The sequence below is a fragment of the Patescibacteria group bacterium genome, from assembly GCA_030583705.1.
GTDB lineage: Bacteria > Patescibacteriota > Patescibacteriia > Patescibacteriales > Patescibacteriaceae > Patescibacterium.
Genome location: CP129471.1, coordinates 84,148 through 107,273 on the forward strand (window position 1 = coordinate 84,148; position 23,126 = coordinate 107,273).

Sequence of the window (23,126 nt, forward strand, 5' to 3'; positions counted from 1 at the left end):
AAAAATAAAAAACGACCAAAAGGTCGTTTTTTTGTTTGCTTGTATTTATGTTATTTCTGATTCTATTTAATACCCAGATCTTTCTTTCTTTGTACTAATTTATCTAGTATCCCTTTACGGATGCGGATGTTAAGTGGTGTTACTTCTACTAGCTCATCGTCTGAGATGTATTCTAGACTTTCTTCAAGATCCATGGTTTTTGGTGCTTTAAAGTGTTCGCTTACACCGTCTCCTTTGGAGCGCATATTGGTTAGCTGTTTGGCTTTACAAACATTAATCTCTAAATCTCCGCTTCTTGAATGTTGTCCCACTACTTGTCCTTTATAGACAGGGATACCTGGTCCAAAGAAAAGTATGCCTCTGTCTTGGATGTTGAGTAGACCATAGAGGTTGGTAGTACCGTTTTCAAAAGCCACTAAAGAACCTCTTTCTCTTTCCGGCCAAGGAGCAGAATCTTGTTCGTATTTAAGAAAACTGGCGTTAATAATTCCCAAACCTCTGGTGTCGGATAAAAACTCTGAGCGATAGCCGAAAAGACCTCTGGTTGGGATAGTGAATTCCAAGAAAGTAATATTATTCTCCGTACGCATATCTTTCATTTCGCCATGACGACTGCCCAGTTTTTGAATTACCGAGCCGGCATATTCTTCAGGTACTTCCACTAAGACTTGTTCAAAAGGTACCAGGGTTTTATTATCTTGTTTCTTCACAATTACTTGCGGACGTGAAACTTGGAATTCAAAACCTTCTCTACGTAATCTTTCGATTAGGATAGCTAAGTGCAATTCTCCTCTACCGGAAACTGTCCAGCCTTCTCCACTTTTTTCATCAACTCGCAAGGCCATATCGTTCTCCAACTCTTTCATTAATCTTTCTTGGATTTGTCTTGAGGTACTGAACTTACCTTCTTTACCAGCAAAGGGTGAGTCATTAACGGAAAAAACCATTTGAACAGTTGGTTCCTCAATAGTTAAAACCGGTAAGGCTTGGGGATTGTCTGCATCGGCAATAGTTTCCCCGATCATAATGTCTTCCATCCCTGAAATAGCTACGATGTCGCCAGCCAAAGCTTCGGTAGCGTCGTTTCTTTCAAGACCCTGGTAGGTCATTAAAGAAACCAGACGATGGAAACTTGTCTTACCCTCTCTATTTATTCTGGCGATTTTTTGTCCGGCCTTAAGGGTACCGTTATATATTCTGCCGGTAGCTACTCTGCCTTTAAAAGCATCGCCGGTAATGGCGGTGATTAAAAGTTGAAGCGGAGCATCTGGTTGAACTTTTGGTGCGGGAATATTTTTTAAGATAGTTTCAAAAATCGGTGTAATGTCCTTCATCTCGGCTAGATTATCGTCATTGCCAGCCAAACCGTTTTTGGCGGAAGCATAGACAATGGGGAAGTCAATAATCTCATCCGAGGCTCCTAGCTCAACAAAAAGATCAAAGGTTTTATTTAAGGCATAATCAACACGAGCACCAGGTTTATCTATCTTATTAACCACTACGATAATTCGCAGGTTAAGTTCCAAAGCTTTTTTTAAAACAAAACGAGTTTGTGGCATAGGGCCTTCTTTGGCGTCAATTAACAAAAGACAGCCGTCTGCCATTTTTAAGACACGTTCAACTTCACCACCAAAGTCAGCGTGACCAGGGGTGTCAATAATATTTATCTTAGTTTCTTTGTAGATAACTGAAGCGTTTTTAGAAAAAATGGTAATACCACGTTCTTTTTCCAATTCATTGGAATCCATGATCAGTTCACGATCTGCAGTTTCCTTATTAAGACGAGTCTCGGACTGTTTTAATAAAGCATCCACCAAGGTGGTCTTACCGTGGTCTACGTGAGCGATAATGGCGATATTGCGAATAGAGTTCATAGGATTAAAAAAGACTTAAACAAAACATATAAAAAAGCCGCTTTTAAGCGACAGAAGATTTAATGCTTAATATACTTATTACTTTAATTATAGCTTATATTTTAGGGGTTGTCAATGTTATTTGCTATTGACTTTTTTAAGTGTTTTATAGTAGTATGATTTTAAATCAAAAAGGAGTTATTTTGAATTTATTATCAGTTCTTTATTTAGTTCTTTATCAACCCCAACTTGATCCTGGCGTTGACGGTGACATTCAACTTTGCGGATTGATTTTTTTGGTAATAGCTGCTTTGTTGGTAATGGTGGCTTTTGCAGGAAGCTCAGATGATGGTGGCTCAGATGGATGGGGTGATTAATTTATTAAATTTAATGAAGATGAAGGCAGCGCATTCTTATGAGTTGCCTTTTTTATTTCCCCAAAATAAACGCTAACAAAATAAGTCCCATTGCTATTCTGTACCAACCAAAGACGGTAAAGTCATGTTTTTGTATGTAGTTTAATAGGAATTTAATAGCTATAATAGCTGTTATAAAGGCGGTAATTGCCCCCACGGCTATCATTAACCATTCATTGGAGGAAAAACTGAAATCACTTTTATAAAGATCTAAAAAGGTTGCACCCGCCATAGTTGGGACGGCTAAAAGAAAAGAAAACTCCACTATGGTTTTTCTGTTTATTCCTAAAAGTAACCCTCCGATAATCGTAGCCCCTGATCTTGAAACTCCGGGAATAATCGCCAAGGCTTGAAAAAGACCTATCCCAATAGCAGTTTTAGGTTTAATTTCATCGTTATCTTTTTTTCTTTTAAGATGCCATTTTTCAAAAACTATAAGAGCTAGACCTCCGATAATTAAAGCCCAAGCCACTACGGTTAGGTTTTCTAAAAAGACATTTTTAATAATCGGGTAAGCCGCTAATCCGATAAGGGCGGTTGGTATAAAAGCGGTTAAGACTCTTAGGTTGGTTTTTTTATCTTTTAAAAATCTTTTACCATATAAAAACAAAACCGCCAAGATAGCGCCTAACTGGATATAGACCGTAAAGCTTTTAACAAAGTCGGTCATGGTTAAACCCAGGATCTCGGAAGTTATCATTAAATGCCCAGTTGAAGAAATAGGTAAGAACTCGGTAAAGCCCTCAACAATTCCCAAAATAATAGCTTCAAATAGTGTCATATTTTTCTTCTTAGGTATTTATGTTATACTAGCAGTATAACAATTATTAAACAATATGCCAAAACTTACTTTTTTAAAACGTTTCGATCTTGAGGTTATCGCCTTTACGTCCGGTGCTTCGGTTATGACCGTTGAATTGGTTGGATCACGCTTAGTAGCACCATTTTTGGGAGGTTCTTTAGTTGTCTGGACAACTTTAATCGGGGTAATTTTAGCTTGTTTGTCTTTAGGTTATACTATAGGTGGACGTTTGGCAGATAAACAACCCAGTCGTTTAATACTGGCGGTTGTTATGGCCGGAGCGGGCTTGTTAATTGCCGCCGTTAATTGGCAAATAGCTTTAGTGGCGTCTTTTTCTTCTTTAATGATTGACTCTTTCGGCTTAGAATTTGCTTCAATCCTCTCAGCCTTATTCTTATTCGCTCTTCCTAGTATCCTATTGGGCATGATACCCCCTTATGCTATTAAATTAAGACTTACCTCAACTGGACAAACCGGGAAAGTAGCCGGTAATCTATATGCTATCTCAACAGTTGGAAGTATTGTCGGAACCTTTTTAACCGGTTTTTGGTGGGTACCGACTTTCGGTAGTTCAGCTACTTTGTTTGGTGTTAGCTTAGCTCTTTTAATTATTGGCTTCTTATTCTTAGCCTCCTCTCGTTTTTTGCCATATTCTTTAATGATTATCCTGGTCGCTTCAGCTGCCTTTTTCTATGAACCTAACTTTTATTTTAACCGAGACTCCATTAAAAATTTCTATGAAAGTCGTTACAGTACCTTTTTCCTACTGGAAGGTACAGACAGTGAAACAAATAGGCCTGTTTTACAAATTTTAACTTCTCGTTATGTGGCCCAGTCTGGACGTTTTTTAGACGGGGATGATTTACTTTTCCCCTATACTCGTTTTTTTGATCATATTTTTGATCTTAATCCCGAGACAGATAAAGTGTTAATGATAGGTGGTGGAGCTTTTACTTATCCAAATCGTTTTGCCGCCATACATCCGGATAAAGTTATTGAGGTGGTGGAAATAGACCCGTTTTTAACTGAGTTGGCTCAGAAACACTTTAATTTGGAACTAAGAGATAATTTAATTATTCATAATCAAGATGGGAGATTGTTTTTAAATAATAATGAGAAGAAATATGACGCTGTTTTGTTAGACGCTTTTAGTTCCGCGGGTTCAGTACCATTTCAATTAGCTACTACAGAAGCGGTTGAAATGATCTATGATTCTCTTAATGATAACGGAGTGGTAATAGTTAATGTTATAGGTGCCACAGAAGGTAAGTATGCCCGTTTTGTAGAGGCTCAGTTTGCTGTTTATCAAGAAGTTTTTGGGCAGGCCATAGCTTATCCCCTTAAAACAAAAATTAAAGAAAACGAAGGAGAGGGTAAGGATTTAATTAACATTATGATTGTAGCTATTAAGAATCCAGATGAAGCCAATAAGGAACAAAGCCTTGAGCAAGAAAGTTACACTCCAAACCCAGCTCGTGTCTTAACCGATGACTGGGCACCGGTGGATTATTATGTGTCAGGGATATTATAATAATTGGATGATTGTAGTGTTGTAAAAAGTAATTTTTATTTAATTATTAATCTTGCTTTATTACTGATTTTCAGATATAATTTTTTTTACTTTGTTTCATTGTTTTAACCCTTCTGCTTTTATTTAAATATATATTAATCACTCTCTTAACCCTATGTCCGGACACTCCAAATGGGCCACCACCAAACGAGCTAAGGCAGTAGTTGATGCCAAACGCGGTGCGGCTTTTACTAAATTTAGTCGTTTAATTTCTTTAGCTGCTAAGGCGGGCGGTGATCCTGAAACCAATTTTCAGTTGCGTGATGCCATAGATAAGGCTAGGGGAATTAATATGCCCAAAGATAATATAGAAAGAGCCATTAAGCGAGGTACTGGTGAAGACGGTGGTGATACTATTGAAGAGTTGGTTTATGAGGGAATGGGACCTTTGGGAATACAATTTGTTATTAGGGTTTTAACCGACAACCGTAATCGTTCGGCAGCTAATATTCGTCATCTTCTTGCTAAACACGGCGGTTCCCTAGGGGCTGTCTTATGGAACTTTGAACAAAAAAGTGTCTTTTTGATCAGCCGAGAAGCTTTTAGTGCTTTAAAAAAAGACTATGAAGAGTTCTTTTTGGAGGCTATTGAAGCCGGTTTTGATGATATTATTAACGAAGAAGACGGTTTAACGTTATATGGTTCTTCGGCTGATTTTGCTAAACTTAAACAATGGTTAGTGGACATTAATTTAAGTCTTGAATCTTCGGAAATTGAATTTATTGCCAAAGAAAAGATTAAATTAAATGAAGCAGATAAGAAGAAAATTGAGGCTTTTATTGAAGCCCTTGAGGAGGATGACGATATTAGAGATTATGCGAGTAATTTAGATGATTAGATACCTAGTATTTAATTGATTATACATTAATTAAAATTAAGATTAAATTTTTTAAAATGTCTTCAAGAATTATCATGGGCTTTGATCCTGGCTTAGCCGATACCGGTTACGGGATAATTAAAGAAGAGGGCAACAAGCTTACTTGTCTGGCCTATGGCTCTATTATTACTAAGGCTAAAACTTCTTTATCTGAACGTCTAGAAATTATTTACCAAGAAACTTCCAAGCTTTTAAAAAAACATAAGCCGGAATTAGTGGCTGTTGAACAACTGTTTTTTTCTAGAAACGTTTCCACTGCTTTAATTGTTGGACATGCCAGAGGAGTAGTACTCTTAGCCATTGAACAAGCTAACTTGCCTATGATTGAATTTACCCCCAATCAGGTTAAGCAGTCGGTTTCCGCTTATGGTTCGGCTGGTAAGACCCAGGTACAGAAAATGGTTAAAACTCTTTTGGGACTTAAAGAAATACCTAAACCGGACGACGCGGCCGACGCTTTAGCCGTAGCTATTTGCGGACTTAATTCTAGGGAGTACTTAAAAAAGAAATAAGAAGAAAAGAAATAAGAAGATATTTAAAAAATAAATAAGGAAAAGAAAAAGATAAAAAAGATCTCTAAAGCCTTTAGCTGTACACAAAAAGTGTTCAATGACCTTGACTTTTGTTTTTAGGTATGCTATACTTAAAATATATCAGTAAAAGACTTGTGTATAAAATAAAAACAAGTTTTAGATAACTAAACTAAAATAAAAACAAAAAAATGAATAACTCTTTACAAGGTACTCAAGCCCTTACTTGGCGTTCGTACCAATTAATAAGAAAGAAAGCAATGGATCAGGAGCGCAGCTTAGCTGGGCTTGTGATAAGTCTGTCCATTGCTTTTTTTCTTGTCATTACCAGCTCAATGGTGGTCAACAGCTTTATCTCCTCATGGGAGAATAAGCAAACAATACAAGAGAACAGAAGAGAGAACTTGGTGGAAAGTCGTTCTTTGGTTTTAAATATTCAAGAGACTAAATCTCTGGAGTTTTTTTATTTGAATAATAAAAAAGACCTAGTCTCTTAGTATTAAGTTATTTTTAATATATTAAACATATGAGTATTGAGAATATAGAATCAAATTCCTCAACTTTATCTGCCGAGCAGATTAAAGAAAAAACTGAGGCTTTAAAAATGAAAATTAAAGAATTTGATAAAAAGAAAAAAGAGGATGTTAAGAAGCAGATGAATAAAAGAGAAGACGTTATACAAGAAATTAAAGATAATGAATCTTTAATTGAAGAGATGAAGATAAATATGGCTTATTTTGAAGATCTGCAGAAAAACCCAGAATTAGTTAGTGAGGATATTTTAAAAGAATACGAAGAGATTAAAGGCATCTTTAATGATTTAAGTAAGCGCAAAGATGATTTGCAAGGTATGATCAACACCATTGAGGCTAATGATGAAATTATGGGATCGGTTAGAGAAGAAGCTGGAGAGATTAACGAACAAAGGAGTAAAAACGAGAAAATGGGCTTTAAAAGCGAATTTGCGCCGGTTGAGGCTCTTAATGAAATAGAAATTGTTGAGGTTAAAAATGAAGAAGAGTTTGATCAAAACCATTATGAAGCATGGATTAACGGAAAAAAATTACCTGATCTTCCTTCTAGATTTCTTAACTTAAGAAAAGGTTTTTCTAAATACCCTACGGAAATTCAGATTGGTCAAAAATTCATATTTATAGATCCAGATAAACCTGAGGTTAAGTATCCCGAGATTGTTAATGAAAGGGATGATTCAGTTTTATTAAATGGTAGAAAAATTAGAGGTAATGATATTTTATTTAGCGATGGTCATAATATAAGGTTTGATTTGGAAAATGATAAATTCGCTTATTTTAATAAGGAAGGTGATTTTTATGTTAATGATCATCAATGGAGCAAAGGGGCAGATCGTTATGCTAAGTTTGATGCTAAATACAACAATGTTGCTCTTTTCAGATCCAGAGAAGTAATTGTTAATGATAAGCTATGGCAAATGCCTAATAGTGATAAATTTAATAATCTTAATGAACCAACTAGCACCGAATTAAGGATTATTAGTGGTGATTTTAATAAAAACACGGTAGCCGCAGTCATAGATGCAAGACGTAATGTTTTTTCTCTTGATCCTTTAGATAAGGAAGACGAACATAGAAGTGGACAGACAGTTTTAATGGGAGATCTTCATGGTGCCAAGAAACAATGGAATAATAACTGGGACTCAATCAAAAAAATTGTTGTTGATTCCAAAACAGACAGTGTAGCGGTGGTAGCTAACAGAGACAAAATAGAGAATATTATTGTCATTAATGATGTTGAAGTTTCCACTCAAAAACCGATTGCAGAAATAGAGCGCTTTAGGATGGAAGACGGCTCTTTATATATTCAATATAAAACTTCTTTGTCTGGCGAAGTTGTGGCTGAAAAGATAACTTTAACACCAAATGCTCAGGAAGCTTTTAATAATAGAATTAAAGAACAACAAGACGAAGAACTTTTAAAATCTTTAAGAACAGAGATATTGTCCAAGAATGTTAACTTGGAGGATCTTTTAAAGGCTTTACCTGAAAATGAAAAATTAAAAGAAGAATTAAAAAATGCAGAGTCTTCTTCTAATCTTTATTATGAAAAATCCAGTGAGTATAAAGAGAGCAAGGAGCAATTGGAAAAAGATTTAGAAAAAGAAAGAAAGGAAAAGAAAAACAATATGGACGTTTATCAAGAAAAAGTCAGTAATTTACTTTCCATTATTTCTAATTTACCTGAGAAGAAAATCGGTTCAGGCTATTCTTTATCTAAAGAAGACCATGATAAGCTAATTAAGTTATTAAAAGAATAAAGGTATGTTTGGCATTTTCCCTAAAACCATGGATCATTATTTTGGAAATAAAAAGAATGATGATGACAAAGAAAAGATTAAAGAAGAGTCTAAAGAAAGCTCCCAAGATGAAGATAAGAAAGCCTTGTCTGTAGATTCGGATAGTCCAAAAAATTTAAAAAAAGATTCTCAACCTTTTGGTTATCATCCTGGTTCACGTCGTGAACGTGACGAAGATGATACTATGGATTATAGGGATCTTAGCGGTTTATCTGAAAGCAAAGAGGATTAAATAAACTTTATTTATTATTTTATTATATTAATATGATAATTAATGATTTTCAAAATTTAGCCGGTTCTGAAAAATTGAACCCTTATCCTTCATATAATTCTCCAAAGGAGGAGCAAGATCAAGCTCAAAATCAAGATAAAGGTCAAAATAAAGACCGAGGAGATGATTATGAAATGGAAATGCCTTTTGAGCCTAATTATAATGAAGAGCTGGAGGAATAGTAATATATAGCTAGATTCAGACAGAGAGGAAAAATAATTTTAATCCCGCTTCCGTATAACAACTCCCCTTGGGGGGTTGTTTTGCTTTAGGTAAATAGGTTATACTAAGAGAGTTAATTATTTAAGCTTTATAATAGTGATTTTTAGTTTTCAGGTTTTCAGGTTTACTCTAACTTTATTAGTCTTATATGTTTTTGGAAAAATTGGAAATTCATGGTTTTAAATCTTTTGCCGGGAAATATAGTTTAGTTTTCCCGGGAGTTGTTAATGGTAGTGCCCAGGGCATGACGGCTATTGTTGGCCCTAATGGTTCCGGGAAATCAAACATTGCCGATGCTGTGCGTTGGGCCTTGGGCGAACAGAGTATGAAGTCTTTACGAGGTAAGAAATCCGAAGATATTATCTTTTCCGGTTCTGGCAAAAAGGCTCGTTTAAGTTTGGCTGAGGTGACCATGCATTTTAATAACGAAGACGGTCGTGCACCCATAGACTACCGACAATTTACCATTACTCGCCGGCTTTATCGGGATGGAGAAAGTGAATATCTTCTAAACGGACAACGGGTTCGTTTAATGGATATTGAGCTTCTTTTAGCTAAAGCCAATGTCGGACAAAAAACTTACAGTGTAGTCGGACAAGGTACGGTGGAGGGTTTTTTAAGCACCTCTTTAGCAGATAGAAAAGAGTTCTTTGATGAAGCAACCGGTGTTAAGCAGTTTCAGATTAAAAGAGATGATTCTTTAAATAAGTTGCGTTTAAGCCTTGAGCATCTTGGGCAGGCTGAGATGTTAGTGGCTGAAGTTGAACCAAGATTACAACAGCTAACCAGACAAGTGGGACGTTTACGTAAACGGGGTCAGCTGGAGGTTGAACTTAAAGATCTGCAATTGGCTTATTACCGTTCGGTTTGGCATGAACTTAACGATCATTTTACCGAAGGTAATAAAAAACTTTTAGAGCTGGATAAAGCCAAGCAAGTTAAGGATAAAAAACTGGCTGCTGTTACTGCTGAGTTGGTTAGTGCCCAAAGACAGGCCGGGGCTGGTCGTACTTTTGATAAACTTCAACAGGAATTAAGTTCTTGTCAGGCAGAAAAAGAACGTCTTGGCTCGGAGTTGGCTACGGTTAACGCTCGTTTGGAATTATCTTTGGAAAAAGCTGGTAAATTTGACTTGGCCTTTTTCCGTCGCCGCCAAACCGAGTTAACCAGAGAAGAAGCGAGATTAGGCGAAGAAGTTGAAGTTCTATCCAGACAGTTTAGCTCTGAAGAAAAAGAAGTTTTAAATTTGGAAAAAGAACGCCAAAGCTTATCTTCGGCTATTGCGGAAGCTCATAATAAACTAGGAGAGGATGATGTTTCTGGAGGCAATGATTATTTTGTTAATTTAAAAAATCGTCTTAAAAAGACTTTGGAGATATTATACTTAGCTGAGAATGCAAATGATACCGAAGGTATTAAATCCGCTTTGCGAGACTTGCGCCAAGAGTTAACCGAACTTCATGATTTAGCTGATAGAGGTGGTTCTTCGGTTGTTCAGCGTTCTCGAGCCGGTTTAATGGCTTTAACCGATTCCAAAGAAGAAATACTTGAAAAATTACGTTTAGCTAATCGTTCTTTAGCTGTTAGTGGAGAAAGGTTAAGGCTTTTAAAAGAAAGTCGGCAATCTGTAGTTAAAGAGTTGACCTCGGTTTCATCTCGTTTAAAAGAAGACTCAGGACTTGAGCCAGCTTCCTTGGAGGTTAAAAAAGAGCTTGAAAGAGCCATGGCTGAGTCAGATAAGGTTTTAGCCGAGATAAGGACTAAATTAAACGCTTATACAGCTGAACAAGAGAATGAAAGACAACAGCTTTTTACTCTCCAAAACAGTCAGCAAGCCTTGCAAGGTGAGGTTAATGAATTATCTTCTGAATTAAATGAAGCTCGAGTAGACTCAGCTCGTTATGAAACCAAGCTTGAGGATTTGGAGGTTGAGATTAGACAGCAGTTGGGTGGCCTTAAAGAAGTTCGTGAAACAAGACTAAAAGAAGATGTAGACAGGCAAGCCGCTCGTGATAAGATAGCCTCACTTAAGCGACAACTTGAACTGATCGGGGGGCTTGATCCAGAAATTGAGAATGAATACTTAACCACTAAAGAACGTTACGACTTTTTAACCGGACAGATTAATGATTTAATGGAAACTGGCCAATCTTTGGAAAAAGTTGTTGAGGAGCTTGATATGGTAATTAAAGAGCGTTTTGATAAAGCCTTTGCTATTATTGCCAAGAAGTTTCAGGAATACTTTAAAATACTTTTTGATGGTGGGCAGGCTGGTATAGTTAAGGTTATGGTGGACGACCCGTCTTTGGAAGAAAATAATGAAGAAATGAAAAAGGAAGGTGAGGTAACTCATTTGGATGAGACTTTAGCCGCAGTAGCCGAAAGTGAAGTTTCCACTTTATCTGCTAAGAAACTTAAGAGGATTAAGTTCTTACAAAAACATAATGCCACCGGTTTGGCTGGTATTGAAATTACCGCTTGTCCGCCCGGTAAAAAGATTATGTCTATTAGTATGTTATCTGGTGGTGAAAGAGCCTTAACGGCCATTGCTTTAATCGCGGCGATTATTAGTGCCAATCCTTCGCCTTTTGTAGTGTTGGATGAAGTTGACGCTGCTTTGGATGAAGCGAACTCAGAAAGACTGGCCAAGGTCTTGGATGATCTTTCACATAAGACGCAATTTATTGTTATTACTCACAACCGAGCTTCCATGGTACGGGCTTCGGTTTTATATGGAGTTTCCATGCAGGATGATGGAGTCTCTAAATTGCTTAGTATTACCTTAGAAGAAGCCAAATTTAGGAACGCTTAGTTTTGTCTTTATTTTTTCTAATTTTAGCCATATTTTTAGTAATTTTGTTAACTTTTATTTTAGTCTTTTAAAAAGCTTGACATGATTTTAAAAATAACATATTATTATTCTTACTGATTATCTAAATAAGTATATCGCCCATGGCTGAGCTGATATAAACTATTAGAGACAATTTGAAAACACGTTAAAGAAAAAACAGTGATGTGCAGCAGACAAGCTCGTATCCCTGTTTTTTCTTTCACGCTTGGAAGAAAAAAGAACTTTAAAAATTAAGATTTTTGTGCGAACAGGCGCCGATTCTAAATTCGGAAAATTCTATTTTCTATTCCTAACGCTTTTTAAGCGTTACTTGTTATGGACGGTCAAGTAAAAAACCGCCGTTGGAAACCAACCAACTAAAAAATTACATCAGAGAGTTTGATCCTGGCTCAGGATGAACGCTGGCGATGTGTCTAAGGCATGCAAGTCGAACGCGCGTAGCAATACGCGAGTGGCAAACGGGAGAGTAACACATTGGTAACTTACCTTGAAGACGGGTATAGCTCGGAGAAATCCGAGGTAATCCCCGATAGTCATGGGGGGACATAAGTCATTCCCATGTAAATGGTCCGCCGCTTCAAGAGAGGCCTATGTTCTATCAGCTTGTTGGTAAGGTAACGGCTTACCAAGGCTACGACGGATAGCGGGTGTGAGAGCATGACCCGCCTCACTGGGACTGAGAAACTGCCCAGACTCCTACGGGAGGCTGCAGTCAAGAATCTTCCTCAATGGCCGCAAGGCTGAAGGAGCGACATCGCGTGCAGGAGGAAGCCCTTCGGGGTGTAAACTGCTTTTCTCTGGGAAGAAACAATGACGGTACCAGAGGAATAAGGGGTTGCTAAACTCGTAAAATAAAATTTAGCAGTAAACCTTGTATTATCGGAGTGCGACTCTTAACGGTAACGTTAAGATGCATAACTCGGCTTATATGCTGGGAACTCTAACCACGTTAATAATCTGCTGTTTAGTGGTTAGACAATCAGCAGGGAAGTTGTTATGATTCAGTTATGAATATTAGTTTAACACAAAGACAAAGATCAATTGTCATCGGCAATATTTTAGGTGATGGTTATTTGGATTTTAATGGTTTTCGCGGAACCAGGCTTCAAATGAAGCAGTCTAAAAATTATAAAATGTATATTTTTTGGCTTTATCGTGAATTCTTTAATATATGCAAAGATCATCCCAAAGCAAGACCTGATGGTAGTCAATGGTTTTTCGGTACAAGATACCTAGATGAGCTAACAGAATTAAGGCAACGATTTTATAACATTTCAGGTAAAAAAATCGTTCCCAATGAGATCGGTAAAATTTTAACCGACCCTCTTTCTTTAGCTGTTTGGTATATGGACGACGGAACATTGGACTGGAGACTTAAAGATCATTATGCTTTCAGTTTAGCCATCAATTGCTTTTCTCTATCGGAAGCGGCAATGTTATCCAATACATTGCTCTGTAATTTTGATATTAAAACAACTGTGCAAAATCCTTTGTGCAGAGGTAAAAGATATCCAAGATTATACATAGGCAAAACCGGCAGAGATAAATTTTTGTCTTTAATAAAACCTTATATGGTTTCTTGTTTTAACTATAAATTACCTCCTCATAATTAACCCCTCAGAGACTGATCCTTAAGTGGAGAGATAGCGGTACTTCAACTATGTTGAAAATCAATCTGCCGCTATAAAACGCCGGGCATCCTATTTTTATAGGATGGTGATATAGTCCAATTGGCAATATTTATTGGCCAGCAGCAGCGGTAATACGAGTACCCCAAGCGTTATCCGGATTTATTGGGCGTAAAGCGTGCGTAGGCGGTTTATAACATCTCTTGTTAAATCCCAAGGCTCAACCTTGGGGCTGCGGGAGATATGGATAAACTAGAGACTGGGAGAGGCAAGCGGAATTGCTGGTGTAGGGGTTAAATCCGTTAATATCAGCAGGAACACCAAAAGCGAAGGCAGCTTGCTAGAACAGTTCTGACGCTCAGGCACGAAAGCGTGGGGAGCGAAAGGGATTAGATACCCCTGTAGTCCACGCCGTAAACGATGGATGCTGAGCATTGGGAGTTTCGACCCTCTCAGTGCTGTCTATCTAAGTTAACACCTTAAGCATCCCGCCTGGGGAGTACGGCCGCAAGGCTAAAACTCAAAGGAATAGACGGGGACCCGCACAAGCGGTGGAGCATGTGGTTTAATTCGACATTAAGCGAGGAACCTCACCAAGGTTTGACATATAGCTGCAGACCCCTGGAAACAGGGGAGCCTTCGAGGGTGCTATACAGATGCTGCATGGTTGTCGTCAGCTCGTGTTGTGAAATGTACCGTTAAGTCGGGAAACGAGCGCAACCCCTACCCTATGTTTTACGTGTCATAGGGGACTGTCTGCTTTAAGCAGGAGGAAGGTGGGGATGACGTCAAATCAGCATGGTTCTTACACCTTGGGCGACACACGTGCTACAATGGGAAGTACAAAGGGACGCCAAACCGTAAGGTGGAGCAAATCCCAAAAAACTTCTCTCAGTTCGGATTGAGGGCTGCAACTCGCCCTCATGAAGCTGGAATCGCTAGTAAACGCGGATCAGCCATGCCGCGTTGAATACGTTCTCGGGTCTTGTACTCACAATAAAAGCGCCGGGCAGTTTAATGGAGAAGATTGTTTATAACATATCTTCTTATAATCCAAGGAGTTAAAATCTCCTCCTCCGTATCGTCTACGGAGAGTAGTTGAAGGATAGTCGTCAATCGTGAGGTTGGCGGTGAAGGATCCGGAAACAAATTTTAGTCCGACATAAAAACGGTCGCATCGACTTTTGAATAGGTGGTGAGCAAAAGGAAGATGCCAAGCCAAGACCGGTTGGAATGAAAGGAATGGAACATTAAATGACCCCGGGAGATCTTGCGCTGTCTTATTTGTATGTTATTATATAAATAAGTAAAGAAACTTACGCAGCGTAAGAAGTCAGCTGAATCATAGTACCTCGTTTTTCGAGGGAAGGATTCACTCAGTGCATATGGAATTAGAGACAAATTACATTGTCGGTTTGGTTGACGGAGAAGGAAGTTTTACGGTTTACGTAAAAGATCCGGATTCCGTTAAGCAAGTTAAGAGGCGAACAAAAGTTGAGCCGAGATTTTTTATTAAGCTAATTGAGAAAGATAAAGAAATTCTTTTTCAGCTTAAAAAATATTTTGGTTGCGGTAATGTTTATTTTCAAAAAGACAACCGCTTAAATCATCGTAATTGTTATCGCTATGAAGTATCGAATAGACAAGATTTGTTTAATATTATAATTCCTTTTTTCGAAAGTAACGTTTTGAAGTTACGCTCAAAACGTGGTGACTTCGAAATTTTTTGCAGAATTATGAAGATGATACAGAATAAAGATCATCTAACAGATTCTGGCTGGTATAAAATATACCGGCTTAAGCAAAAAATGCATTAGAGCTCGCGTAGTGCGGGAAATCCGCTCGCTACGTGGGAACATCAATTTACAGTTTCGTAAAGATAATCGCCCGTCACACCAAGAGAGTCGGAGGCACCCGAACCCGCTATTGGAGCGGGGAAGGTGAAATCGATGATAAGGGTGAAGTCGTAACAAGGCATCCGTAGCGGAAGCTGTGGATGGATCACCTCCTTTCTAGGGAGAATTGTCCGCCTTAATTTAAGGTATGGACATGGTCGGCTAATCAACGCTCCGGTTACCGGAGATAGATTGGCAGAGAAACTTGAATTGGCGCCTGTTCGCACTGAAATTAAAGCCAGCTGTTTTGTTTTACAAGACAGTCTTTTGGCTTACAAATAGTTTATGGGCCTATTTGTTTTTCAACAAAAAAAGACCGGCTTGTAAGAAAGGTCTTTTTTTGTTAGAATAAAAATTGCTTTTTCGGGCATATAGCTCAGTTGGTTAGAGCGCAACACTGATAATGTTGAGGTCCATGGTTCGAATCCATGTATGCCCACCAAGAAGCTTAGCTTCTTTTTGTCGCGGGGTAGAGCAGCTGGCAGCTCGCCAGGCCCATAACCTGGAGGTCGCGGGTTCGAATCCCGCCCCCGCAACAAGTTCGCCTTGGTAGCTCAGTGGTAGAGCAGTGGCCTGAAGAGCCTCGTGTCGTCAGTTCGATTCTGACCCAAGGCACAGTTTTATCTAACGGGGTGTCGTATACCGGTAGTACGCACGCTTTGGGAGCGTGTTGACTGGGTTCAATTCCCAGCACCCCGACAAAGAATAAGCGGGTATAGTATAATGGCTATTATGTTGGCCTTCCAAGCCGAAGATGCGGGTTCGATCCCCGCTACCCGCTCATAGGTTTTTTTGAATTACGAAAAATAACCCCATAGGGGGTTATTTTTGTATTTAAAAAAGAGATTCTTTTGGAATCTCTTTTAGGATGGATTTTATTTTAGTTTTGTAAGCCCACTTACCATTGAAGTTGATTTCGGTATGCTTTCGGTTAGTTTTAGTTGGTATAGGATTTTAGCTATGTATTGCAAGTCTTTTTTGGAGACTTCGTTTGTGTAGCTCCATTCAATATCCTTAAACCAACTTTTAACATCTTTTGGTAATAAGCCGTATCTTTTTGATATTTCTTTTATACTGTGATCGCCTTCTTCTTTTGCTATACGGCAGAATTCTGATACAGTTGAAGAAATTTTTAAGACCGTATTTTTATGCTTCTCAAGGAATTTATTATTAGCCACTAAAACAAAAGATGGCCATGGTGTTGGTCTTATTCCCAGTAGCTTAAAATCCCCTGAATCAACATATGGTTTGGTGGTATATTTTTCCCAAAAGAAGACAGAAGATTCTTTTTTCTTAAAAGATTCAACAGCTCCTAAGAGATTATTTACAACCTTAAATTCAATATTAGCAGTCTCCCAGCCTCTTATTTGAGCATCCACTATAGCCATTAAATGTGATCCAGAACCGTATCTGCTGATAGCGTAGGTTTGCCCATTAATATCGTTAATTGAGTTTATCTTAGAATCTTTTGGAACATGAATTCCCCACAGTAATGGTGATTGAACGTAAGTTTTAATGATTCTGAAGTCTGCTTTATGGGCTAGGGCGTTAACCGCTCCTTCGGTTAAGATTACAGCCATATCAAGCTTTCCATTGTTAAGATCACCGCACATGGCACCGGTACCGGTGCCATAATCAGTCCAATCAAGGTCAATACCTTGCTGGCTGAACGCTTTAGATTCAGTAGCAAGGTGCCAAGGATAATTAAAGTGTTCAGGGACTCCACCTATTTTTACTTTAAGCATATTTTTTTACTTTATGTTTATGAATATGGGGGTGATATTTTTCAATGAGATTTATTCCAACTGCCTCAGCTGCTATCCTTTCTGTTCTGCACCCTAAAGAATCTTTATATTCATGATCGGTTTTAATACAAACCAATCCATTTAAGTTTTTGTTAATAATGGGAACATAAAACTCTTTTATTTTAGAGCTTGTGTTTACTCTGATTTTTGTCCATCTTTTTATTTTTATATCAAGATAAGGAATCTGATTCCAGATGACATAACCCTCCTGGAGTGTTTTTTGGTAGTATCTTTTGATTACTTTTATATTTTCATCTACGGATCCACTGCCACCAGAAAAAATTGGGGCAGATATCATATATACATCTCCAAAGAAAGACAACTTTTCTATTTCCCATTTTGCAACCTGTAGTAAATCAACATAATCCTTTACAGATAGAAATTTGATATTTCTTACAGGCCAAAGATAGAATAACATATATAACCTTAGAATTAGTTGTTGAGTTTTTCTCATATTGTTTGTTGTTTAATTTTTAATGTTATTTGACATAATATCATTTATGTGTTATTTTGTCATTAATTATAACTGTGATATAATACAATAGGTATAAAATGTCTGAAAATAAAGGATTATTAATTAATATACTGTTGTCATAAAATATAACAATATGGATAAAAACTTAATCAATTCGCTTGTTTATTGTGGGTTCACTAAGAATGAATCAGCTATTTATATTTATTTGTTGAAGAAAATTGAAGCTACGGTTTTTGATATTTCCAAGGAAACAAGTATTCCTAGGGCTACGGTTTATTTAACTCTTGATAAATTGAAAAAACAAAAAATTGTTTCTTTGTTTAGGAAAAATAATGTTCAATATTATACTCCTGAGAATCCCCTGAGATTAAAAGCTATAATTGAAGAGAAAGACAAAGCTATTAAAAATATTTTACCTGAGTTAAACGCGATTATTGATACTGATTCGGAAAGACCCGATGTGAGGCTTTATACAGGTGTTGATGGTGTTAAAATAGTCTTGGAAGACATTCTAGACACTATGGTAAGAAAAAGGCAAAATATGCTCTTGGCCGCTTCTCGAACAGAAATTATTGATAGATTTCCTAAATATTTTCCTGACTGGATTGATCGCAGAGAAAAATTAAAGATAAAAAGCAGATTGATTCTACCAGAGTCTGAAAGAAAAAAGCATATTTTTGAACAAAATGAATGGAGAGAGGTGAGATATTTACCAGATACTTTTGGTTTTAAAGCAATGATTGAGATTTATGCAAATAAAATAGCTGTTTTTAATTTAAAAGAGGGAGAGATTTACTCAATAGTGATTGAATCAGAATCAATTGTACAAACTTTTATTCAATTTTTTATGTTCTCATGGGAAAATTCTCAACCTTAGGTTAGTGTATTTTATGAATAAAAAAGAGATTCTTTTGGAATCTCTTTATGGTTTTTAAAATTATAATTTCTTTAATACATGGAGTAGTAGAATCCATAGCATCCTACACTTAGTCCTGCACCAAAGGTGCAGACAATTATTAAGTCTTGGTCTTTTATTTGTCCTGACTCTATTTTTTTAGAAATTAGAGCCAAGGTTGAGACGCTGCTGGTGTTGCCACCTGCAAAGTCTTGATGAAATGTTCCTTTGTAAGCCTTCCAGGTGCTTTTTATTTTCTCCTGAAGAAGTGAAACTGTTTTTCCACTTGGTTGATGAGTAAACAAGTGGTTTATGTTTTTTGGGTTAATATCGGCTGTTTTGACTGCTCGATCAAGATCCTCAATAACTTGTCCTCCAACAAATCTATGAACTTTTGGCCCATCTTGTTGGAAGAGCTCTTCTTTATGTTTGTATATTGAGTCAAGATTTCCTTCCTCTGGATATGAGTTCATGTCAAAGAAGGAAAACTGCTCATGTAAAGACGAGCTTAGAACTACGGCTGCTGCTGCGTCACTGAACAGATTACTGGCTTTCCAGTTATCTGTTTTAGCCAACTCAGTAGCCTTTTCTGCTAAAACTACTAAGACTGTTTTAGCGCTGCCTGATCTGATCATGCTCCAGCCAATAAAAATCCCTATGCTGCCGACAGTACAAGCTTCTTGAACATCAAAACACACAGCAGATGATTTAATGGTAGAGCCGTTGTGTTTATAAAGATAATTTTTTACCCGATCAGCTAGTGACGGGTAACCTGGGCCGGTATTTGATGCTCCTATAATCATATCAATCTCCCCATATTTTATCCTTGCTTTTTCAATTGCTTTAGTGGCCGCAATCCCGGCCATTTCTTCTATCTCGCCGTTGAAAAATAATCTATCCACGACTCCTGTTTGCTTTCGGCATTTTTCTGCCTTAGCAGTAATTTCCTCATTTGTAAAAGGTGGAGGATGTCCAAACAAGCTTTCTCTACCCTCTGGGGATAGTTTTTCCTCAATAAACCTTTCTTGTGAAAAAATTTCAAATTTTTCACTATCTTCTTTTTGTGTATGAGAGAAATTTACTAACCTTACGCGTAAACTTGGGCAATTATTTGTGTTAACGAACATCTTTTAGCTCTCCTTTTAATTTAGTTTTTTATTTTATATTTACTCCAACCTTAGTTTATTTTCTTATTTATGTCAATTTTAGCTTAGGCTATATTTAAAGCTCCATTTTATGGTTCTTTAGAGGTTTTCTTGCTTCTCTTGACATAAACCCGTCTTTGCCTTAGTATAGAGGTACCGTCTAATGCTCATTTTTGAGTTTTTTTATTTATATAATTATGTTAACTATTCGTTTATCTCGCGTCGGCAAAAAGAGTTATCCAACTTATCGTTTAACGATTGCTGAAAAAAGTCGCGATCCATATGGTAAGGCTTTGGAGATTCTTGGTTCATATAATCCTCATACTAAAGAATTAGTAGCTAAGGATGAAAGGATCAGGTACTGGATTTCCAAGGGTGCTGGTACTTCTCCCACGGTTAATAACCTTTTAATCTCCAAGAATGTTATTGAAGGTAAAAAAGTTAAAGCCTCTAAGTCCGGCAAGAAAAAAGCCGGCGAAGCCGAAACCAAATAATCTTTTTAAATAAAGCTCCCGAATTTCGGGGGCTTTATTGTTTTTTTAGTTTGATAATTAGCTCTATGGTTTCTTCAGATATTTCTCCCCTAAATTGTTCGGTTATTTCTTTAATATTAGCTTGAGGCTCTCTTTGTAGGAAAGTTTGTATGGCTTTTTCTTCTTTGGGTTTAATAATATGTTCAAGTTTGGGTTTAAGACCTTTGTCCGATAAGAAGACCAGATGATTAATTATTTCTTTTTCTTTAAGCCCTCGGGCTTTGGCCATTTGTTTAATATCTAGACCCTTGTTAACCAGCTCTAGAGTTTCCAGTTGGGTAAGTTTGGTGGCTAGTTTATTACTCTTATCCTTATTAGTCTCCACTTCAATATTTTCTCCTGCTTGGTTTTTAAAGACTTCGGATTTTAGGCAAGTATCGCATCTTTCGCAACGATTCATTTCGTAGTCTCCAAAGTATTCTAAAAGATATTTTTGCCGACAACCTTCGGTGTAGACGTAATTCTCCATATAGTCAAGCTTGCCATAGGCCTTAGCTGCTTTATTTTTAAGTCTAGTTGTGTCTATGTTTAGTTCTTCTGGTTCAACTCTTTTAAGAAGTTCTAGCTCCGTACCTCTAAAAGGAGGTAGGTATTCAATCACTTCTTCAGCCGAGAGTTTTTTTAAAAGTTTGGTTAGAGAATCTTTTTTAACTTCCAATAAACTAGCCGCTTCTTCAAGGTTAATAGCCCAACCGTTTTTAAGTTTTTCTTCAAAGCGAGCAAAGAGTTTATCAAAAATTTCAAGTTGTTTTTTAGCCCTACCGCCTAGCGAATCTCTGGCTTCTTCCACTGAAGTTAAAAGTTTTAAACCGGCTTGCCCGACTTTTTCTCTTTCTCTTCTAATATAACCTTCTTGTTCAAGAATTCTTAAGCAAGTACCAATAGCGGTTTCTGGAGAATCTTCACTTAAGGCTTTTTTAATTTCGCCATAGGTTAAGAGAATACGATTTTCTTTATACTCAAGCAGATACTCATAGACGGCAGAAATTAGTGCCGGATCAGGGTTATCTCCTCGGATAAAGAATTCTCGCAAATAACGATCTCTTGGATGATAAAGTAAAAGACAAACACTGGGTTGCCCATCTCTACCAGCTCTACCCGCTTCTTGGTAATAGGCTTCAATCGTACCAGGTAGGTCGTAGTGTATAACAAAACGAATATCCGGTTTGTCTATGCCCATACCAAAAGCGTTGGTGGCAACAATTACTCTGGCTTTACCGCTCATAAAGTTTTCTTGTATCCAGCGGCGTTCTTCAGGTTGTAGTCCGGCGTGGTAACCTACCGCCTCTACTCCATTGGATAAAAGCATTTCCAGAAGTTGATCGGCCTTGGCCCTGGTACCGGCATAAATTACTCCGCATTGATCAGATAGTCTAGTGACAATATCAACAATTACAAAAGGCTTTTGTGTCTCATTAGCTTGACTCACACCGAATTGTAAATTAGGTCGGGCAAAACCGTTAATTATACAGTGGGGATTAACTAGCCCTAGTTGGGTAATAATATCTTCTCGTACCTCTGGGGTGGCAGTCGCTGTTAGGGCGATAATGGTCGGGGATCCTATAAGTTCAACGGCTTTTTTTAATCTAGTGTAACTTGGTCTAAAATCATGACCCCATTGGCTAATACAATGAGCTTCATCTACGGCAAAGAGACTTATTTTAGTTTTTTTTAGATTAGTGATAAAGTCTTGGTTATAAAATCTTTCCGGAGCAATATAGACTAGCTTGTAATGCCCTTCGGACATTTTAGCAAGACGTTTTTTAGATTCTTCTTCACTTAAGGCGCTGTTAATGTAAGTGGCTGGTATGTTGCGGGCAACTAGAGCGTCTACTTGGTCTTTCATTAAGGCGATTAGGGGGGAAATAACCAAGGTTACACCCGGTAAAGCCAAGGCTGGTATTTGGTAGCATAAAGACTTACCACCACCGGTTGGCATAATAACTACTGTGTTTTCTCCGGCTATAACTCTTTGTACTGCCGATAATTGGCCTGGACGAAAATTAGCAAAGCCGTAGTATTTTTGGAGAAGTGCCAGAGGGTCGGAGGGAGATATAGTTTTATTCATAAAAGTAAGATTCTCCCTGTTTGGGATGATTAAATTAAGGTTATTTTATTTAAAAACAAATTGTTTTAAATAAGATTTATTCAAGTGTTTAAAAGATTATTTTAGTCTGTATTTTTTAAAAATTTCTAGAGTATTCCAAAAAGCCATGGCAATGGTCATGGGACCAACACCTCCCGGGACGGGAGTAATATAGCCTTCTATTTTTTCAGTGTCTGAGAATTTAACATCGCCGGTAATTGAACCGTCTGCCATGGTACTGATTCCGATATCAATAATTACACTGTGGGGTTTAAGCATTTCCCCGGTTAAATAACCGGCTTGGCCGATGGCGGTAATTATAATGTCTGCATTTAGGGTGGTTGTTTTAAGGTTAGGATCTTTTTTATCTGCTAAAACAGTTTCAGCGCCTTGTCTTTTGAGTATCTCTGCTAAGTTACCTTCAAAGATTTCTGAATTACCGATGATGACGATTTTTTTGTTTCTTAGGTCTAATTCAAGACTACTTAGCATGGCAAAAATTACACCATAAACGGGGGGCATAATAGCCGATGAGATTTGTTTTGGATCCATTAGTTTGGCTAAGTTTTTTTCGGTAAAGCCGTCCACGTCTTTTTCTGGCGCTATAGTGTTAACGATTTTGTTGGTGTTAAGGTTTTTAGGTAAAGGAAGCTGAACTAAAATAGCATCTACTTCTTTATCTTTATTTAAGAAATCTATCATCTCAAGCATTTGTTCTTCGGTAATATCCTCATCACAGCGGTAGACATGGGTATCAATACCTACTTCTTTGGCTTGTTTTTCTTTTAAGCCGACATAAAGAGCGGAATCGGCTCTTTCTCCAACTAGAATAATAGCCAGACCGGGGCGTGGTCCGTTAAGTGATTTTATGTCCAGGACAATTTTATCTTTTATAACTTTAGCCAAAGCTCGGCCGTCTATGATTTTCATATAGTTGACA

At 37.5% G+C, this 23,126-nt stretch carries 19 protein-coding genes, 5 tRNA genes, 1 rRNA gene and 1 other annotated feature; of the genes, 18 read left to right on the top strand and 7 right to left on the bottom strand.

The window, feature by feature from the left end; translation table 11 throughout:
- Positions 1-62: 62 nt before the first annotated feature.
- Complete coding sequence (typA, locus tag QY321_00520; protein WKZ24906.1) at positions 63-1,874, bottom strand: translational GTPase TypA; 1,812 nt, start codon at positions 1,872-1,874, stop codon at positions 63-65.
- 182 nt (positions 1,875-2,056) lie between these two features.
- Between typA and QY321_00525 the strand changes: the two genes are divergently transcribed.
- Positions 2,057-2,230, top strand: a complete 174-nt coding sequence (locus tag QY321_00525) for a hypothetical protein (protein ID WKZ24907.1) — start codon at positions 2,057-2,059, stop codon at positions 2,228-2,230.
- A gap of 52 nt (positions 2,231-2,282) precedes the next feature.
- Here QY321_00525 and QY321_00530 read toward each other — a convergent pair whose 3' ends face one another.
- Positions 2,283-3,050 (bottom strand): undecaprenyl-diphosphate phosphatase, encoded by a 768-nt coding sequence (locus tag QY321_00530; GenBank protein WKZ24908.1) that lies wholly within the window; start codon positions 3,048-3,050, stop codon positions 2,283-2,285.
- 55 nt (positions 3,051-3,105) lie between these two features.
- Here QY321_00530 and QY321_00535 point away from each other — a divergent pair, with 55 nt between their 5' ends.
- The 15 genes from QY321_00535 to QY321_00605 all read left to right on the top strand — a co-directional run bounded on the left by QY321_00535 (position 3,106) and on the right by QY321_00605 (position 16,028).
- Complete coding sequence (locus tag QY321_00535; GenBank protein WKZ24909.1) at positions 3,106-4,602, top strand: fused MFS/spermidine synthase; 1,497 nt, start codon at positions 3,106-3,108, stop codon at positions 4,600-4,602.
- Positions 4,603-4,756: 154 nt separating this feature from the next.
- Positions 4,757-5,479 carry a YebC/PmpR family DNA-binding transcriptional regulator gene (locus QY321_00540; GenBank protein WKZ24910.1) on the top strand — a complete coding sequence of 241 codons (723 nt, stop codon included), beginning with the start codon at positions 4,757-4,759 and terminating at the stop codon, positions 5,477-5,479.
- A gap of 56 nt (positions 5,480-5,535) precedes the next feature.
- Complete coding sequence (gene ruvC / locus QY321_00545) at positions 5,536-6,030, top strand: crossover junction endodeoxyribonuclease RuvC (GenBank protein ID WKZ24911.1); 495 nt, start codon at positions 5,536-5,538, stop codon at positions 6,028-6,030.
- 209 nt (positions 6,031-6,239) lie between these two features.
- Complete coding sequence (locus QY321_00550; GenBank protein ID WKZ24912.1) at positions 6,240-6,545, top strand: hypothetical protein; 306 nt, start codon at positions 6,240-6,242, stop codon at positions 6,543-6,545.
- A 29-nt stretch (positions 6,546-6,574) separates the two neighbouring features.
- Positions 6,575-8,341 (top strand): hypothetical protein, encoded by a 1,767-nt coding sequence (locus tag QY321_00555; protein ID WKZ24913.1) that lies wholly within the window; start codon positions 6,575-6,577, stop codon positions 8,339-8,341.
- A 4-nt stretch (positions 8,342-8,345) separates the two neighbouring features.
- Entirely contained in the window at positions 8,346-8,612 is a 267-nt protein-coding gene (locus QY321_00560) for a hypothetical protein (protein ID WKZ24914.1), read from the top strand.
- Positions 8,613-8,644: 32 nt separating this feature from the next.
- Positions 8,645-8,833 carry a hypothetical protein gene (locus QY321_00565; GenBank protein ID WKZ24915.1) on the top strand — a complete coding sequence of 63 codons (189 nt, stop codon included), beginning with the start codon at positions 8,645-8,647 and terminating at the stop codon, positions 8,831-8,833.
- Positions 8,834-9,021: 188 nt separating this feature from the next.
- The gene (locus QY321_00570; GenBank protein WKZ24916.1) at positions 9,022-11,685 is read left to right on the top strand and encodes an AAA family ATPase; all 2,664 of its coding nucleotides are present in this window, start codon (positions 9,022-9,024) and stop codon (positions 11,683-11,685) included.
- 413 nt (positions 11,686-12,098) lie between these two features.
- Positions 12,099-12,606: a sequence feature (16S ribosomal RNA rRNA prediction is too short), on the top strand.
- 665 nt (positions 12,607-13,271) lie between these two features.
- Positions 13,272-14,402 (top strand): 16S ribosomal RNA (locus QY321_00575).
- A 335-nt stretch (positions 14,403-14,737) separates the two neighbouring features.
- Positions 14,738-15,169 (top strand): LAGLIDADG family homing endonuclease, encoded by a 432-nt coding sequence (locus QY321_00580; GenBank protein ID WKZ24917.1) that lies wholly within the window; start codon positions 14,738-14,740, stop codon positions 15,167-15,169.
- 443 nt (positions 15,170-15,612) lie between these two features.
- Positions 15,613-15,689, top strand: a tRNA-Ile gene (locus tag QY321_00585).
- A 21-nt stretch (positions 15,690-15,710) separates the two neighbouring features.
- Positions 15,711-15,783, top strand: a tRNA-Met gene (locus QY321_00590).
- 7 nt (positions 15,784-15,790) lie between these two features.
- Positions 15,791-15,862 (top strand) — tRNA-Phe (locus QY321_00595).
- Between the two features lie 13 nt (positions 15,863-15,875).
- Positions 15,876-15,946 (top strand) — tRNA-Pro (locus tag QY321_00600).
- Between the two features lie 10 nt (positions 15,947-15,956).
- A tRNA-Gly gene (locus tag QY321_00605) sits at positions 15,957-16,028 on the top strand.
- Positions 16,029-16,122: 94 nt separating this feature from the next.
- On the opposite strand, the gene QY321_00610 is transcribed toward QY321_00605, so the two are convergent.
- A complete protein-coding gene (locus QY321_00610) occupies positions 16,123-16,992 on the bottom strand; it encodes an ABC transporter substrate-binding protein (GenBank protein ID WKZ24918.1) in 870 nt (289 codons plus the stop codon).
- On the bottom strand, positions 16,985-17,506 hold the full coding sequence (locus QY321_00615; protein WKZ24919.1) for a hypothetical protein: 522 nt from the start codon (positions 17,504-17,506) through the stop codon (positions 16,985-16,987). The genes QY321_00610 and QY321_00615 overlap by 8 nt, the downstream gene beginning before the upstream one ends.
- A gap of 154 nt (positions 17,507-17,660) precedes the next feature.
- On the opposite strand from QY321_00615, the gene QY321_00620 reads away from it, so the two are divergent.
- A complete protein-coding gene (locus QY321_00620; protein ID WKZ24920.1) occupies positions 17,661-18,404 on the top strand; it encodes a helix-turn-helix domain-containing protein in 744 nt (247 codons plus the stop codon).
- 71 nt (positions 18,405-18,475) lie between these two features.
- On the opposite strand, the gene QY321_00625 is transcribed toward QY321_00620, so the two are convergent.
- Positions 18,476-19,549, bottom strand: a complete 1,074-nt coding sequence (locus QY321_00625; GenBank protein WKZ24921.1) for a 3-oxoacyl-[acyl-carrier-protein] synthase III C-terminal domain-containing protein — start codon at positions 19,547-19,549, stop codon at positions 18,476-18,478.
- Between the two features lie 215 nt (positions 19,550-19,764).
- On the opposite strand from QY321_00625, the gene rpsP reads away from it, so the two are divergent.
- Positions 19,765-20,061, top strand: a complete 297-nt coding sequence (gene rpsP / locus QY321_00630; protein ID WKZ24922.1) for a 30S ribosomal protein S16 — start codon at positions 19,765-19,767, stop codon at positions 20,059-20,061.
- Between the two features lie 34 nt (positions 20,062-20,095).
- Here rpsP and QY321_00635 read toward each other — a convergent pair whose 3' ends face one another.
- Both QY321_00635 and QY321_00640 read right to left on the bottom strand, forming a co-directional pair.
- A complete protein-coding gene (locus tag QY321_00635; protein ID WKZ24923.1) occupies positions 20,096-22,168 on the bottom strand; it encodes a RecQ family ATP-dependent DNA helicase in 2,073 nt (690 codons plus the stop codon).
- 96 nt (positions 22,169-22,264) lie between these two features.
- Positions 22,265-23,116, bottom strand: a complete 852-nt coding sequence (locus QY321_00640) for a bifunctional 5,10-methylenetetrahydrofolate dehydrogenase/5,10-methenyltetrahydrofolate cyclohydrolase (protein WKZ24924.1) — start codon at positions 23,114-23,116, stop codon at positions 22,265-22,267.
- Positions 23,117-23,126 lie beyond the last annotated feature (10 nt).

What these genes read in the sequence shown, in the direction of transcription:
- ruvC (WKZ24911.1), top strand. Translation starts at nt 5,536, where the DNA reads ATGTCTTCAAGAATTATCATGGGCTTTGATCCTGGCTTAGCCGATACC.
- QY321_00565 (WKZ24915.1), top strand. Translation starts at nt 8,645, where the DNA reads ATGATAATTAATGATTTTCAAAATTTAGCCGGTTCTGAAAAATTGAAC.
- QY321_00640 (WKZ24924.1), bottom strand. Translation starts at nt 23,116, where the DNA reads ATGAAAATCATAGACGGCCGAGCTTTGGCTAAAGTTATAAAAGATAAA.
- QY321_00610 (WKZ24918.1), bottom strand. Translation starts at nt 16,992, where the DNA reads ATGCTTAAAGTAAAAATAGGTGGAGTCCCTGAACACTTTAATTATCCT.
- QY321_00555 (WKZ24913.1), top strand. Translation starts at nt 6,575, where the DNA reads ATGAGTATTGAGAATATAGAATCAAATTCCTCAACTTTATCTGCCGAG.
- QY321_00620 (WKZ24920.1), top strand. Translation starts at nt 17,661, where the DNA reads ATGGATAAAAACTTAATCAATTCGCTTGTTTATTGTGGGTTCACTAAG.
- QY321_00530 (WKZ24908.1), bottom strand. Translation starts at nt 3,050, where the DNA reads ATGACACTATTTGAAGCTATTATTTTGGGAATTGTTGAGGGCTTTACC.
- QY321_00635 (WKZ24923.1), bottom strand. Translation starts at nt 22,168, where the DNA reads ATGAATAAAACTATATCTCCCTCCGACCCTCTGGCACTTCTCCAAAAA.
- QY321_00540 (WKZ24910.1), top strand. Translation starts at nt 4,757, where the DNA reads ATGTCCGGACACTCCAAATGGGCCACCACCAAACGAGCTAAGGCAGTA.
- typA (WKZ24906.1), bottom strand. Translation starts at nt 1,874, where the DNA reads ATGAACTCTATTCGCAATATCGCCATTATCGCTCACGTAGACCACGGT.
- QY321_00550 (WKZ24912.1), top strand. Translation starts at nt 6,240, where the DNA reads ATGAATAACTCTTTACAAGGTACTCAAGCCCTTACTTGGCGTTCGTAC.
- QY321_00625 (WKZ24921.1), bottom strand. Translation starts at nt 19,549, where the DNA reads ATGTTCGTTAACACAAATAATTGCCCAAGTTTACGCGTAAGGTTAGTA.
- QY321_00615 (WKZ24919.1), bottom strand. Translation starts at nt 17,506, where the DNA reads ATGAGAAAAACTCAACAACTAATTCTAAGGTTATATATGTTATTCTAT.
- QY321_00560 (WKZ24914.1), top strand. Translation starts at nt 8,346, where the DNA reads ATGTTTGGCATTTTCCCTAAAACCATGGATCATTATTTTGGAAATAAA.
- QY321_00570 (WKZ24916.1), top strand. Translation starts at nt 9,022, where the DNA reads ATGTTTTTGGAAAAATTGGAAATTCATGGTTTTAAATCTTTTGCCGGG.
- rpsP (WKZ24922.1), top strand. Translation starts at nt 19,765, where the DNA reads ATGTTAACTATTCGTTTATCTCGCGTCGGCAAAAAGAGTTATCCAACT.
- QY321_00580 (WKZ24917.1), top strand. Translation starts at nt 14,738, where the DNA reads ATGGAATTAGAGACAAATTACATTGTCGGTTTGGTTGACGGAGAAGGA.
- QY321_00535 (WKZ24909.1), top strand. Translation starts at nt 3,106, where the DNA reads ATGCCAAAACTTACTTTTTTAAAACGTTTCGATCTTGAGGTTATCGCC.